Source organism: Streptomyces sp. NPDC006643 (genome assembly GCF_042870175.1).
In the GTDB taxonomy this organism is placed as follows: domain Bacteria; phylum Actinomycetota; class Actinomycetes; order Streptomycetales; family Streptomycetaceae; genus Streptomyces.
The window spans coordinates 462,566-475,622 of record NZ_JBIAHA010000002.1 but is presented as its reverse complement, the minus strand read 5'-3'; the positions used below and the strand labels follow the sequence as shown (position 1 = coordinate 475,622).

The following is a 13,057-nucleotide window of genomic DNA, read 5'->3' as shown; positions in this document are numbered from 1 at the left end:
GACCGTGGGGCATCAGAAGTCCCAGCCTTCTTCGTCGGCGGCGCCCGCCGCCGGGGCGGGCGGCGGCTCGGCGGCGAACGAGTCGCCCGCCATCCCGGCCGCCAGCGTGGTGCCGTCGGCCGGGTCGATCAGCAGGAACGAGCCGGTACGGCGCGAGTCGCGGTACGCGTCGAGCGCCAGCGGCTCGGCCGTACGGATCACCACCCGGCCGATGTCGTTGGCGACGAGCTGTCCCGGCGCCGGGTGCTGCGACAGGTCGTCCAGCGTGAGCCGGGACGGGATGTCCTTCACGATCGCCTTCACCGTGCGGGTGGTGTGCTTCAGCAGCACCCGCCGGCCGACGGTCAGCGGCTGGTCGGCGACATGGCAGACGGTCGCCTCGACGTCCTGGGTGATGGCGGGGACACCGGAGCTGGGCGCGATCAGATCGCCGCGCGAGACGTCCACGTCGTCGCTGAGCCGGATCGTCACCGACTGCGGCGCCCATGCGATGTCGACGGCTGCGCCGAGCGCGTCGATGCCCTCGATGGTGCTGGTGCGGCCCGACGGCAGTACGGTCACGGCCTCGCCGACGCGCAGCACACCGGAGGCGATCTGGCCCGCGTAGCCGCGGTAGTCGGGGTGTTCGGCGCTCTGCGGCCGGATGACGTACTGGACGGGGAAACGGGCCGGGCAGCCGGCCAGGTCATGGCTGACGGCGACGGTCTCCAGATGCTCCAGCACCGTCGGTCCGCCGTACCAGTCCATGTGCCCCGACGGCTCCACCACGTTGTCGCCGGCGAGCGCGGAGATCGGGATCGCGGTCACCTCGGGGACGCCGAGCGAGGCGGCGTACGCGGTGAACTCCTCGGCGATGGCGGCGAACACGGGCTCCGCGTACGCCACGAGGTCCATCTTGTTGACGGCCAGCACCACGTGCGGGACCCGCAGCAGGGCCGCGACCGCCGCGTGCCGCCGGGTCTGCTCGACGACTCCGTTGCGCGCGTCGACCAGCACGACGGCCAGCTCGGCGGTGGACGCGCCGGTCACCATGTTCCGCGTGTACTGCACATGGCCGGGGGTGTCGGCGAGGATGAACCGCCGCCGGGGCGTGGCGAAGTAGCGGTAGGCGACATCGATGGTGATGCCCTGCTCGCGCTCGGCGCGCAGCCCGTCGGTCAGCAGCGCCAGGTCGGGGGTGTCCTGGCCACGGCCGAGGGAGGCGCGCTCGACGGCCTCCAGCTGGTCGGTGAGCACGGACTTCGAGTCGTGCAACAGCCGCCCCACCAGCGTGGACTTGCCGTCGTCCACGGATCCGGCGGTGGCGAAGCGCAGCAGGGTGGTGGCCGACAACTGGTCGGCTCGCTGCTCGGCGCCGGGGTGCCCGGTGGTCGTCATCGTTAGAAGTACCCTTCGCGCTTGCGGTCTTCCATGGCGGCCTCGGACATCTTGTCGTCGGCGCGCGAGGCGCCGCGCTCGGTGAGGCGGGAGGCGGTGATCTCCGTGATGACGGCGTCCAGCGTGGTGGCCTCGGAATCGACGGCGCCCGTGCAGGACATGTCGCCGACGGTGCGGTAGCGCACCTGCCGAGTCTCGGTGGGCTCGCCGTCCTTGGGGCCGCCCCAGTCACCGGCCGTCAGCCACATGCCGTGGCGGTTGAAGACCTCACGCTCGTGCGCGAAGTAGATCTCGGGCAGTTCGATGCCCTCGCGTGCGATGTACTGCCACACGTCCAGCTCGGTCCAGTTGGAGAGCGGGAAGACCCGGACGTGCTCGCCGGGCGCGTGCCGGCCGTTGTAGAGCTGCCACAGCTCGGGGCGCTGCCGGCGCGGGTCCCACTGCGAGAACTCGTCGCGCAGCGAGAACACCCGCTCCTTGGCCCGTGCCTTCTCCTCGTCGCGGCGGCCACCGCCGAAGACCGCGTCGAACCGCTCGGCCTGGATCTTCTCCGTCAGCGGCAGGGTCTGGAGCGGGTTGCGGGTGCCGTCGGGGCGCTCGCGCAGGGTGCCCGCGTCGATGTACTCCTGCACGGACGCCACATGCAGGCGCAGCCCGTGCTCGGCCACCGTACGGTCGCGGTAGGCCAGCACCTCGGGGAAGTTGTGACCGGTGTCGACGTGCAGCAGTGTGAAGGGCACCGGCGCCGGCGCGAACGCCTTCAGCGCGAGGTGCAGCATGACGATGGAGTCCTTGCCGCCCGAGAAGAGGATCACCGGGCGCTCGAACTCGCCCGCCACCTCACGGAAGATGTGCACGCCCTCCGACTCCAGCGCGTCCAGATGACTCAGGGCGTACGGCGCCTCGGTCCCGTCGGTCACGGATGCGACGGTGGTGGTCATCAGGCCAGGCCCCTCTCGATGAGCAACGCGTGGAGCGCCGCCGCGGACTCCTGCACGGACTGCGTGTGCGACTCGATCCGCAGATCGGGCTCCTCGGGGGCCTCGTAGGGGTCGTCGACACCGGTGAGACCGCTGATCTCGCCGGCCGCCTGCTTGGCGTACAGGCCCTTCACATCCCGTACGGAGCACACCTCGACCGGAGTGGCGACATGCACCTCCAGATACGCGGTGCCCTCGCTCTGGTGGCGCCCACGCACCGCCTCACGGCTGTCGGCGTACGGGGCGATCACCGGCACCAGCGCCTTGACGCCGTTCGACGCGAGCAGTTCGGCGACGAACCCGATCCGCTGCACGTTGGTGTGCCGGTCCTCGCGGCTGAAACCGAGGCCCGCGGAGAGGAATTCGCGGATCTCGTCGCCGTCCAGGACCTCCACCCGGTGGCCCTCGGAGCGCAGCCGGTCCGCCAGCGCCACGGCGATGGTGGTCTTGCCCGCGCTGGGCAGCCCGGTGAGCCAGATGGTGGCGCCCTGTCCGGAAGTCGTGGCCGTGTCCGCCGTGTCCGCCGTGTTCGTCGTCTTCACGCTCGCGCTCATCAGTGCAACCCGCATTCGGTCTTGGAGTTGCCCGCCCAGCGGCCGGCGCGGGCGTCCTCGCCCGCCAGCACGCGGCGGGTGCAGGGCGCGCAGCCCACGGAGGCGTAACCGTCCGTCAACAGCGGGTTGGTCAGCACACCGTACTCGGCGGCGTACGCCTCCACGTCCTGTTGGGTCCAGCGGGCGATCGGCGAGATCTTGACCTTGCCGCGCCTGGCGTCCCAGCCGACGACGGGGGTGTTGGCGCGGGTCGGCGACTCGTCGCGGCGCAGCCCCGTCGCCCAGGCGTCGTACGCCGTCAGGCCCTCTTCGAGGGGCTTGAGCTTGCGCAGGGCGCAGCACAGGTCGGGGTCGCGGTCGTGCAGCTTCGGGCCGTGCTCGGCGTCCTGTTCGGCGACCGTGGCGCGCGGCGTGAGCGTGATGACGTTGACGTCCATCACGGCGGCGACGGCGTCGCGGGTGCCGATCGTCTCGGGGAAGTGGTAGCCGGTGTCGAGGAACACGACGTCGACGCCGGGCAGCGCGCGGGAGGCGAGATGGGCGACCACCGCGTCCTCCATGGAGGAGGTGACACAGAAGCGGGCGCCGAAGGTGGTGGCGGCCCAGGTGAGGATCTCCAGGGCGGGGGCGTCCTCCAGGTCGCGGCCCGCCTGCTCGGCGAGTGCCTTGAGGGCGGCGGCCTTCCGGTCGTCGGTCTCCGTGAGAGTGCTCATATCCGTTCCTCTCCGTCGTCCGTCGTCAGCCCGCGGGTCAGCAGGCCGAGGAACTTCAGTTGGAAGGCGCGGTTGCACGCGGCGCATTCCCAGGCGCCGTGACCCTGTTCGCTGGGGCGCAGATCCTCGTCGCCGCAGTAGGGGCAGTAGAACGGGGCGGCGCGCTCGCTCATGACAGCGCCTCCTCGGAGGCGCGGGCCGCCCAGGTGGCGAACCGCTCGTCGGCCTCGCGCTCCTTGCTGAAGCGTGAGAGCACCCGCTCGACGTAGTCGGGGAGTTCGGCGGCGGTGACCTTCAGACCGCGGACCTTGCGGCCGAACGCGGGCTCCAGACCGAGCGCGCCACCGAGGTGCACCTGATAGCCCTCCACCTGGTTGCCCTCGCCGTCCAGCATCAGCTGGCCCTTGAGACCGATGTCCGCGACCTGGATACGGGCGCAGGCGTTGGGGCAGCCGTTGACGTTGATGGTGATCGGCTGGTCGAAGTCGGGGATACGGCGCTCCAGTTCGTCGATCAGGGAGGCGCCGCGCGCCTTCGTCTCGACGATCGCCAGCTTGCAGAACTCGATACCGGTGCAGGCCATCGTGCCGCGCCGGAACGGTGACGGCTTGACGCGCAGATCCAGCGATTCCAGGCCGGCGACGAGCGAGTCGACCCGGTCCTCGGCCACGTCGAGCACGATCATCTTCTGCTCGACGGTGGTCCGCACCCGGCCGGAGCCGTGCTCCTCGGCGAGGTCGGCGATCTTCTTCAGGGTCGGGCCGTCCACCCGGCCGACGCGCGGCGCGAAGCCGACGTAGAAGCGGCCGTCCTTCTGGCGGTGCACGCCGACGTGGTCGCGCCACTCCTCGACGGGCCGCTCGGGCGCGGGGCCGTCGATCAGCGTCCGCTTCAGATATTCGTCCTGGAGGATCTGGCGGAACTTCTCGGTGCCCCAGTCGGCGAGCAGGAACTTCAGCCGGGCGCGGGTACGCAGCCGGCGGTAGCCGTAGTCCCGGAAGATCCCGATCACCCCGGCCCATACGTCGGGGACCTCGTCCAACGGGACCCAGGCGCCGAGCCGTTGGCCGATCTTGGGGTTGGTCGACAGACCGCCGCCGACCCACAGGTCGAAGCCGGGGCCGTGGTCGGGGTGTTCGACACCGACGAAGGCGATGTCGTTGATCTCGTGCGCGACATCGAGGAGCGGCGATCCTGAGACGGCCGTCTTGAATTTGCGCGGGAGGTTCGAGAACTCCTTGGTACCGATGAAGCGGGCGTTGATCTCGTCGATCGCCGGGGTGCCGTCGATGATCTCGTTCTCGGCGACTCCGGCGACGGGGGAGCCGAGGATCACCCGGGGCGTGTCGCCGCACGCCTCGGTGGTCGACAGACCGACGTCCTCCAGGCGCCGCCAGATCTCCGGGACGTCCTCGATCCGGATCCAGTGCAGCTGGATGTTCTGCCGGTCGGTGATGTCGGCCGTGTCCCGGCCGAACTCGTGGGAGATCTGGCCGATGACGCGCAGCTGCTCGGTGGTCAGCCGGCCGCCGTCGATCCGCACCCGCAGCATGAAGTACTTGTCGTCCAGCTCCTCCGGCTCCAGGATCGCGGTCTTGCCGCCGTCGATCCCGGGCTTGCGCTGGGTGTACAGACCCCACCAGCGCATCCGTCCCCGCAGGTCGGCCGGGTCGATGGAGTCGAATCCGGCCTTGGAGTAGATCGTCTCAATGCGTGTCCGCACATTGAGACCGTCGTCGTCCTTCTTGGTCTGCTCGTTGGCGTTGAGGGGCGTGAAGTGCCCCACCGCCCACTGACCCTCGCCGCGGTGACGGCTCACCTTGCGGCGGGGCGTGGCGGCGGCTGGCTTCTCAGGGGTGGCGGCCATGGCGGCATACGTCCTTCGGGACTACGGAGACGGCTCTGAACTGCACACGTGGCTACGGGCGCAGCGGTGCGCAGGAGAATGCGAGCGAAGGGGGAGCGGGCGGTGCGTGGCGGGGCTGTGCTGGTCAGCTCGCCCGACAGATGGCGCTGGACATGCGGCCGAGATCGACGTGCCGCCGACTCACCAAGGCAATTCCAGCTGTAGACATGGGGGAAGCCTGGCACGCGGATCTGAGACCAGTCCACCACGATCCACGATGTGGACGAGACTGTCCCGCTATGCGAGATGGGGTGTCTGGCGGACGGCCGGACCGGCGGCGCCGGTGGTGTCGGCGGTGGTGTCGGCGGCCGGACGGGCACCGGCCCACGGACCCGGCGACGCCACGTCCGGCTCCTCGGCCACCTTCGTGTCGAAGAGCGTGAACCCGCGTCGCAGATAGTTGTCCATCGCGTACTCCCCGTCCTTGGAGCAGGTGTGCAGCCACACCCGCTTCGTCGGCGTCCGGCCGGGCCGCCGCTCCGCCATGTCCCAGGCGCGGGCCACCACGTACGACAGCAGATGCCCGCCGATCCTCCGGCCCCGGAAGGCCGGCACGAGCCCGAAGTACACGATCTCGACGGTGCCGTCCTCCTGCGCCTCCAGCTCCACGTAACCGGCCGGGGTACCCCTCTCGTACGCCACCCAGGTCTCCACGCCCGGCCGGGCGACGGCCTCGTGCCACTCCTCGTACGACCACGCGAGCCGGTCGGTCCAGCGGACGTCACCGCCGACAGCGGTGTAGAGGAACCGGCTGAACTCCGCCGAGGGGACCTCGGACCGGACGATCCGCACATCGCCCTCGGGCTCCGCGGCCGGCCGCAGATCGGCCGGGGAGGTCTGTTCCAGGGACCAGGTGGTCACAGTGATGCTCATGGTCGTCAGGGAATCACGCGTCCCCGCACCGGCCAAACCGTGCCGTCCCGGACGGTGCGGACACACGTACGGAAGAGCAGGACGTCACCCGGCTCCATCACGGCTCTGGCGATCTGGTGCGGGCGCGGGCGCCGGTCCGGCGGCCAGGGGTGGCTGCCGGGCACCACTCGCCGGGGCCGATCTGAATGACCTCCGCGGCGCTCAGCGGAACCTGGTTGCACCACCGGGGGAGCAGCCGGCGCACCGCTCCGAGAACGCGCGGGTCGGTGATCAGATCGTGCGACGCCGGGATTTTGTTCCCCGCCTATGCATTTTCGGTGCCCGACGTGCTGCCCTGGTTCGCTTCCTCGGGGGGCGAGCCGGGCCAGATCGTGGTGATGACGGGACCGATCAGGCTGTAAAGGGCGATTTTGCTGAGCGGGTTGAACCACACCATGAATGGCGCGCCCTTGTCGGGGCCGCCGACCAGGGCGACCAGACCGAGGATCATGGCGGCGCTGATGGCGAAGGCAAGCATGAAGGTCAGCCAGCTCTTCCACGCCGAGACGATCGCCTCGGTGCCGTACAGGGTGCGCTGTTCGGGCTTGGGCGCACCCTCGTAGCGCTGGGCGAACTTGGCGTCCGCCCAGCGCATCGTCCGGTGTCCGTAGACGACGGTGATGCCCAGGTAGGCGGCGGACAGGCCGTGCCAGATGCTGGGTTCGTCGCCGTTGCGCACGCTGATCACGGTGGCCGTGAGCAGGACGACGTCGATGAGAGGGACGCAGAGCAGCAGAGCGGCGCCCAGGCGCCGCCGGCCGGCCGCGTAACGGGCGGCGAGACCGGCCAGCAGGAGCACCCAGAACAGGATGTCGCTGGCGATGATGAGGTAAAAGATGTCCGCCTCCAGGAGGGAAGTTCGTCGAAGCGCGGGCACCGCGGGCGCTCGCGCCCCGCGGCGGTGCGTCCGGCGACGCCGGGACCACCGTCAGCTCGTCCTGCGCCCGCTGTCCCTCCGGCCCCAGATCGCCGCGGCCCAGGACATCGAGATGCCGCAGCACCGGGTCCAGGACGCTGTCGTGGTGGATCCGGGGGTTGTAGATGCCGCCGACGGCGATCCGGACGGCCGCGCGCCGGAATCCGGCGATGCCCTCCCCGGGCATGCTGAAGCCCTTCACCACGTCGGTGACCGCGCGCATGCCCTGGTCCGGCGCCAAGTCGAGGGCGGCCTCCAGCATGTTCCGGTAGAAGATCATGTGCAGGTTCTCGTCCTTGGCGACCCGGGCGAGGAGCCGGTCGCAGACCGGATCGTCCACCACCAGGCCGGTGTTGCGGTGCGAGACCCGCGTCGCCGGCTCCTGGAGGGTCACATGGGCGATGACCTCCAGCACACTGCCGTCCGCCGGCGCGGGCGCCGACATATGGGCCATGGGCCATGCGCGCTCTTTCGAGGTCCACCGGATCCACGGCGCGCGAGGTGACGAGGTAGTCACGGATCACGATGGAATGGCGTGCCTCTTCGGCCGTCCACCGGTCGACCCAGGTGCCCCACGCCGCGTCACGGCCGAAGATCTCCACGATCTGTCGGTGATAGCGGGGGAGATTGTCCTCCGTCAGAAGATTTACCTTCAGGGCGATACGGCCGAGTTCACTCAGCTGTGATTGTTCTGGCCGCCATGGCTCGCCGTCCATGACACCGTCGAAATCGCGTCCCCTGCTCCAGGGGACATAGGCGTGCGGAAACCATTCAACCGCGCTCGATAAGTGGCGATTAAGTTCCCGTTCCGCCATTTCCTCCAGACCGATCAAGATCTGGGCGTCCGTGAGATTCACGTCCAGGAATACCTTCGCGTGTGGGGGTGCGGTCTCTCTATCGGCTGCGCGGCCCCGTGCCGGATGCGACAGGGGGACGACGAGTGACGCTACCCGGGTGGATCTGAGGGATACAAGGATTGGTCGGCAGACCCTCCCAAGGTCATAGAAAGGGTGAGGGCGAGTAGTCCGAAGGAGTGACTCGAAATTCCTTCCTGAGAAGGATTACGGCCGTGCCCGGCCGGCTGCAGTGTGAGAGAAGATCGTCAACTTTGATTATGGATTTATGCCGGGCCGATTGTGCATGCTGATACCACATCCGGCGTTGCTCGTCAGCGCAGTCCGTTCCGGAGCGCAGAAAGAGCGAACTTTGATTGAGTATCAGCAACTCTACGGCTGGGCCGACGCCGTGTTCTACGAGAATCCAGGACGGCGAGTCGCGCCCGAGGCCCACTTCGCGGCAACGGACCGTACCCCCGCCGGCCGGCTGGGAGACCCGGCCCAACTCGCTTCACTCGCCGACCGGTTGCGCGAGCACGTCGACGGTCTGGACGGGGTCGTGCACTCCATCGCGTTCGCTCCGCAGGGCGCGCTCGGCGGCAACTTCCTGCACACGTCGTGGGACGACGTGGCCACCTGTCTGCGGGTCTCCACGTACTCGTACCAGGCACTGGCCGCGGCGACTCTGCCCCTGATGCGCGAGGGGGGCGCGTTCGTCGGACTCGACTACGACGCGTCGCGGACCTGGACCGGCTACGACTGGATGGGCGTCGCCAAGGCCGGACTTGAGTCCTGCTCCCGCTATCTGGCCAGGGAACTGGGTCCGCGGGGCATCCGCGTCAACCTGGTGGCGGCCGGGCCGCTGCGCACCACGGCCGCCACCAGCGTGCCCGGTTTCGACGAGAAGGAGTTCGACCGTACGGCGCCGCTGGGCTGGCGCGGCGACGACTTCGAGCCGACGGCGCGGGCGTGCGCCGCGCTGTTGTCCGACTGGTTCCCCGCGACGAGCGGGAGATCGTCCACGTCGACGGGGGCGCGCATGCCGTCGGCGGCTGAGACGCGGGCATCGGACGGGCGTACGCGCCGGGGCCGGGCATGCCCCTGAACCCGGCGTACCGCGGCCGGTCGGTCGTCGCGGACGAGCCGCACGAGGTGACCCGGCATCTGATCCGGGTCTTCGCGGACGCGCTGGGCGACCCGCAGCCGCTGTACGACGACCCGGCCGCCGCGCGCGCCGCCGGCCACCCGGACCTCCAGGCCCCGCCCACTCTCGCCGCGGTGCTGGTCAGCCGTGTGTACTGGGCCTTCCTCACGGACCCGGACTTCGGCTTCGCCCCGGAGGGCGCCATCCAGACGGCGGTCCATCTGCGCTTCGACCGCCCGATCTACGCCGGCGACCGCCTGTGGACCGAGTCCGTCGTCGACACGCTGGACACACTGGCGGACCGCAACCGCGTCACCTTCCGCAGCGTGCTCAGCGACGCCCGACACCGGCCCGTGGCCACGGTGTTGTCGACGATCACCTGGTACTGACCCCACACCGGGGACACCGTCCGGTCGAGCGGTCCGCCAGGCCGTGTCGGCGAAGTCCCGCCTGGCCGCGGCGCCTGGACGGCACCTCTCGGCCCAGTAGGAGTCGGCCCAGTACGCCCGCGCCGTCGAACAGCGTCGATCCTCCGCCTCGCGATGCGCCGCGCCGGCGTGACATCAGCCCCTCCGCGGCGGGCGCGGGCCCGCTCTGCGGGCGGACGGCGTCACCTCGGACTTACTCATCTAGTCGAGCGGCCCGCGCCGTACCCGGCTGTCCGCCACCGCCGGCGCCGTCGAGTGCGGCAGCAGATCCGCCGGGTCCCGCGGCCGTACGACCGCCACCTCGACCTCCTCGCTGAAACGATACGGCCGGTGGGACAGCACCCCCGCAAGATGACGGCGCACCCGCGACATCTCCGCCCGCACCGTCACCGTGCGCGTCGGGTCCCCGAAGACATCGGCCGCCAGCTCCGCCGCGCTCCGCCCCTCCCGGTGCAGGGCCAGGACGTACAGCAGCTCCGCGTGGCGCGGCGTCAGCTCCTGCGCCCAGCTGCCCGCCGCCCCCGAGACCGTCACCGACCAGCGCCGGGGCCGGCTCAGATCCAGTACGACCTTGCTCGGCGAGTCCGGCGGTGCCTCCTCCTCCACGGTCAGCAGCCAGCCGCCGGGCAGCGGCTCCACGGTGCACATGCCGAGCGACGGCAGCCAGAGCCGCCCCGGCCGTACGGAACGGGGCAGCGGCAGCCGGTCGACCGGCGCCATCCCCGTCACGGCGGCCGTCCAGCCGTGCGTGTCGACCGCCACGGCCCGGCCGCGCACCCGGCACAGGATCGGCGCCGCCACCGACCGCAGCCGCTCCACGGCCCGCCGATGGCGCTCCCGCAGCTCGCTCTCGGCGAGCCTGGCGACCGAGGTGACCAGCGCCAGTGTCGTCGGATGGAACCCCGTCGCCGGGCCGCTCACGTCGATGGCGCCCAGCAGCCGCCCGTCGCGCGGGTCGTGCACGGGGGCCGCCGCACAGGTCCAGTGCGTCAGGACATGCACGAAGTGCTCGGCCGAGTGGACCTGGACCGGGGCCCGCGCGGCGAGCGCCGTACCGATGGCATTGGTCCCGGTGACCTGCTCCGACCAGGCGGCGCCCTCCGCGAGGGCGATCCTGTCGGCCTGCCGCAGCACCTTGGCGTTGCCCTCGCGCCACAGGACCCGGCCCTGGGCGTCGGAGACCACCAGGATCTGGAACGACGCGTCGGCGATACCGGTCAGTCCGTCGGTGACGCCGCGTATCACCTCGGCCAGTGCCGATGTACGGCGCCGGTGTTCGAGCTCCTCCGCCGCCAGGACCGCGAGCCCGGTCCGCTGCCGGTCGGGGTCGACACCGAGGCGGCGCATCCGCTGCCACGACGCCCCGATGACGGGGCGGGGCGCCACCGGCGGCCGGTCACCGGCCAGCGACGCCTCCCGGATCCGCTGGAGCAGCCGCGTCGCCTGTGCGCTGTCCATCGCCGTCAGGCGTGACAGGTCGAGCGAAGTGTTCTTCATCGGGCCCCCGCCGTTCGGATGTTCTGCAACCACTTGCAACCCTGGCGAACAGCTACCTCATGCGTGAAGGTGACTTCAAGTCGTGGGTGGTGCCGTGTCGGCGCAGCACCACCCTCGGCCCTATCGCCCTCCCGCTACCGGCCCGTTCAGACCGCCCGCGCCCGCGTCACCACCGACTCCAGGTCCAGTGTGTGCGGCAGCGTCCCGAAGGCCGTACCCCAGTCGCCGCCCAGCCGGGACGCGCAGAACGCGTCCGCGACCGCCGACGGCGCCCACCGCACCAGCAGCGACCCCTGCAGCACCAGCGCCATCCGCTCCACCAGTCGGCGCGCACGGGCCTCGATGCCGTTCAGATCGGCGAGTTCGGTCAGCAGGTCCTTGATCGCCCCGTCCAGCCGGTGGTCCGCGCCGCGCGCCTCGCCGACCTCCTGGAGGAACGCGTTCAGCGCCTCGGGCTCCCGCTGGAGCGCCCGCAGCACATCGAGGGCCTGGACATTCCCCGAGCCCTCCCAGATCGAGTTCAGCGGCGACTCGCGGAGCAGCCGCGGCATCCCGGACTCCTCGACGTAGCCGTTGCCGCCCAGACATTCGAGCGCCTCGGCCGCCACCGGCGTACAGCGCTTCGTCACCCAGTACTTGGCCGTCGGCACCGCGAGCCGCAGGAACGCCCCCTCGGCCGCCGAGCCGTCGCGCTGCACCGCGTCCTGCGCCGCCGCCAGCCGCAGCGCCAGTGTCGTCGCCGCCTCCGACTCCAGCGCCAGATCGGCCAGTACGTTGCGCATCAGCGGCTTGTCGATCAACTCGCCCCCGAACGCGCTGCGATGAGCGGCGTGATGGACCGCCTGCGCCACCGACTGCCGCATCAGCGCCGCCGATCCGAGCACACAGTCCACCCGCGTCGCCGCCACCATCTCGATGATGGTGCGTACCCCGCGCCCCTCCTCGCCGACCCGCCGCGCCCACGTCCCGTCGAACTCGACCTCGGCGGAGGCGTTCGACCGGTTGCCCAGCTTGTCCTTCAGCCGCTGGATCAGGAACACGTTGCGCGTCCCGTCCGGCAGCACGCGCGGTACGAGGAAACACGTTAGCCCGGCCGGCGCCTGGGCCAGCACCAGGAACCCGTCGCACATCGGCGCCGAACAGAACCACTTGTGCCCGGTGAGCAGATACTCCCCGTCGGCGTCCAGCGCCGTCGCGGCCGTCGTGTTGGCCCGTACGTCGCTGCCGCCCTGCTTCTCCGTCATGCCCATCCCGAACAGCGCGCCGGCCTTCTCTGCGGCGGGCCGCAGACCGGGCTCGTACCGGTGCGAGGTGAGCCGCGGCTCCCACTCGGCGGCCAGCGCGGGCTCCGTACGCAGCGCGGGCACCGCCGCGTGCGTCATGGACAGCGGACAGCCGTTCCCGGCCTCTGCTTGCGTCCACACGTAGAACCCGGCGGCCCGGCGCAGATGGCCGTCCCCGCGGCCCCAGGCGTCCGTCAGCCCCGCCGACACGGCCCCGTCGAGGAGCTGGTGCCAGGCCGGATGGAACTCGACCTCGTCGATCCGGTGGCCGTACCGGTCGTGCGTACGGAGCTTCGGCGGGTTCTCGTTGGCCCGCGTCCCCCACTCCTGGACGCGCGCCGAACCGGCCGCGAGACCGAGCGCGGACAGCTCCGACCGTGCCTCGTCCAGGACTTCGGGCGCGGCGTGCCGCTCCAGCCCCTCCACGAGGGCGCGGTCGCCGCTGAAGACGTCGTATCCGACCAGCGGCGGAACCTGGTTGGTCACTGTGTGGGTGGTGGCAGTCATGCCG

Annotated in this window: 12 protein-coding genes and 3 pseudogenes; 2 read left to right on the top strand and 13 right to left on the bottom strand. The window is 70.8% G+C overall.

The features are described 5' to 3' along the window. Positions 1 to 12: 12 nt before the first annotated feature. The 11 genes and pseudogenes from ACFYNU_RS04705 to ACFYNU_RS04655 all read right to left on the bottom strand — a co-directional run. Positions 13 to 1,377, bottom strand: a complete 1,365-nt coding sequence (locus tag ACFYNU_RS04705; protein WP_356584668.1) for a GTP-binding protein — start codon at positions 1,375 to 1,377, stop codon at positions 13 to 15. A 2-nt stretch (positions 1,378 to 1,379) separates the two neighbouring features. Next, positions 1,380 to 2,318 (bottom strand): sulfate adenylyltransferase subunit CysD, encoded by a 939-nt coding sequence (cysD, locus tag ACFYNU_RS04700; protein WP_356584669.1) that lies wholly within the window; start codon positions 2,316 to 2,318, stop codon positions 1,380 to 1,382. After that, positions 2,318 to 2,899, bottom strand: coding sequence for an adenylyl-sulfate kinase (gene cysC / locus ACFYNU_RS04695; protein WP_356584670.1), 582 nt, complete (start codon positions 2,897 to 2,899; stop codon positions 2,318 to 2,320). The genes cysD and cysC overlap by 1 nt, the downstream gene beginning before the upstream one ends. Positions 2,900 to 2,910: 11 nt before the next feature. Beyond that, complete coding sequence (locus ACFYNU_RS04690) at positions 2,911 to 3,624, bottom strand: phosphoadenylyl-sulfate reductase (RefSeq protein ID WP_356584671.1); 714 nt, start codon at positions 3,622 to 3,624, stop codon at positions 2,911 to 2,913. Beyond that, on the bottom strand, positions 3,621 to 3,797 hold the full coding sequence (locus ACFYNU_RS04685; protein ID WP_356584672.1) for a hypothetical protein: 177 nt from the start codon (positions 3,795 to 3,797) through the stop codon (positions 3,621 to 3,623). The genes ACFYNU_RS04690 and ACFYNU_RS04685 overlap by 4 nt, the downstream gene beginning before the upstream one ends. Next, entirely contained in the window at positions 3,794 to 5,491 is a 1,698-nt protein-coding gene (locus ACFYNU_RS04680) for a nitrite/sulfite reductase (protein WP_356584673.1), read from the bottom strand. Before ACFYNU_RS04680 ends, ACFYNU_RS04685 begins: the two co-directional genes overlap by 4 nt. A gap of 124 nt (positions 5,492 to 5,615) precedes the next feature. Beyond that, positions 5,616 to 5,699: a putative leader peptide gene (locus ACFYNU_RS04675; protein ID WP_356584885.1), complete on the bottom strand. Its 84-nt coding sequence runs from the start codon at positions 5,697 to 5,699 to the stop codon at positions 5,616 to 5,618. A 137-nt stretch (positions 5,700 to 5,836) separates the two neighbouring features. After that, positions 5,837 to 6,403, bottom strand: a pseudogene (locus tag ACFYNU_RS04670) (GNAT family N-acetyltransferase); the annotation flags it as partial. Between the two features lie 304 nt (positions 6,404 to 6,707). Further along, the gene (locus ACFYNU_RS04665) at positions 6,708 to 7,319 is read right to left on the bottom strand and encodes a hypothetical protein (RefSeq protein ID WP_356584900.1); all 612 of its coding nucleotides are present in this window, start codon (positions 7,317 to 7,319) and stop codon (positions 6,708 to 6,710) included. A 100-nt stretch (positions 7,320 to 7,419) separates the two neighbouring features. Next, a pseudogene (locus ACFYNU_RS04660) lies at positions 7,420 to 7,803 on the bottom strand (acyl-ACP desaturase); the annotation flags it as partial. 76 nt (positions 7,804 to 7,879) lie between these two features. After that, a pseudogene (locus tag ACFYNU_RS04655) lies at positions 7,880 to 8,173 on the bottom strand (acyl-ACP desaturase); the annotation flags it as partial. A gap of 391 nt (positions 8,174 to 8,564) precedes the next feature. On the opposite strand from ACFYNU_RS04655, the gene ACFYNU_RS04650 reads away from it, so the two are divergent. Both ACFYNU_RS04650 and ACFYNU_RS04645 read left to right on the top strand, forming a co-directional pair. Beyond that, on the top strand, positions 8,565 to 9,299 hold the full coding sequence (locus ACFYNU_RS04650) for an SDR family oxidoreductase (RefSeq protein ID WP_356584674.1): 735 nt from the start codon (positions 8,565 to 8,567) through the stop codon (positions 9,297 to 9,299). Further along, complete coding sequence (locus ACFYNU_RS04645) at positions 9,290 to 9,727, top strand: MaoC family dehydratase (protein WP_356584675.1); 438 nt, start codon at positions 9,290 to 9,292, stop codon at positions 9,725 to 9,727. The genes ACFYNU_RS04650 and ACFYNU_RS04645 overlap by 10 nt, the downstream gene beginning before the upstream one ends. A 240-nt stretch (positions 9,728 to 9,967) precedes the next feature. Here ACFYNU_RS04645 and ACFYNU_RS04640 read toward each other — a convergent pair whose 3' ends face one another. Together ACFYNU_RS04640 and ACFYNU_RS04635 are read right to left on the bottom strand one after the other, a co-directional pair. Further along, positions 9,968 to 11,263: a GAF domain-containing protein gene (locus ACFYNU_RS04640; protein ID WP_356584676.1), complete on the bottom strand. Its 1,296-nt coding sequence runs from the start codon at positions 11,261 to 11,263 to the stop codon at positions 9,968 to 9,970. A gap of 146 nt (positions 11,264 to 11,409) precedes the next feature. Then, positions 11,410 to 13,053 carry an acyl-CoA dehydrogenase family protein gene (locus ACFYNU_RS04635; RefSeq protein ID WP_356584677.1) on the bottom strand — a complete coding sequence of 548 codons (1,644 nt, stop codon included), beginning with the start codon at positions 13,051 to 13,053 and terminating at the stop codon, positions 11,410 to 11,412. Positions 13,054 to 13,057: the final 4 nt, after the last annotated feature.

What these genes read in the sequence shown, in the direction of transcription:
- ACFYNU_RS04635 (WP_356584677.1), bottom strand. Translation starts at nt 13,053, where the DNA reads ATGACTGCCACCACCCACACAGTGACCAACCAGGTTCCGCCGCTGGTC.
- ACFYNU_RS04690 (WP_356584671.1), bottom strand. Translation starts at nt 3,624, where the DNA reads ATGAGCACTCTCACGGAGACCGACGACCGGAAGGCCGCCGCCCTCAAG.
- ACFYNU_RS04685 (WP_356584672.1), bottom strand. Translation starts at nt 3,797, where the DNA reads ATGAGCGAGCGCGCCGCCCCGTTCTACTGCCCCTACTGCGGCGACGAG.
- ACFYNU_RS04705 (WP_356584668.1), bottom strand. Translation starts at nt 1,377, where the DNA reads ATGACGACCACCGGGCACCCCGGCGCCGAGCAGCGAGCCGACCAGTTG.
- cysD (WP_356584669.1), bottom strand. Translation starts at nt 2,318, where the DNA reads ATGACCACCACCGTCGCATCCGTGACCGACGGGACCGAGGCGCCGTAC.
- ACFYNU_RS04640 (WP_356584676.1), bottom strand. Translation starts at nt 11,263, where the DNA reads ATGAAGAACACTTCGCTCGACCTGTCACGCCTGACGGCGATGGACAGC.
- ACFYNU_RS04645 (WP_356584675.1), top strand. Translation starts at nt 9,290, where the DNA reads ATGCCCCTGAACCCGGCGTACCGCGGCCGGTCGGTCGTCGCGGACGAG.
- ACFYNU_RS04675 (WP_356584885.1), bottom strand. Translation starts at nt 5,699, where the DNA reads ATGTCTACAGCTGGAATTGCCTTGGTGAGTCGGCGGCACGTCGATCTC.
- ACFYNU_RS04680 (WP_356584673.1), bottom strand. Translation starts at nt 5,491, where the DNA reads ATGGCCGCCACCCCTGAGAAGCCAGCCGCCGCCACGCCCCGCCGCAAG.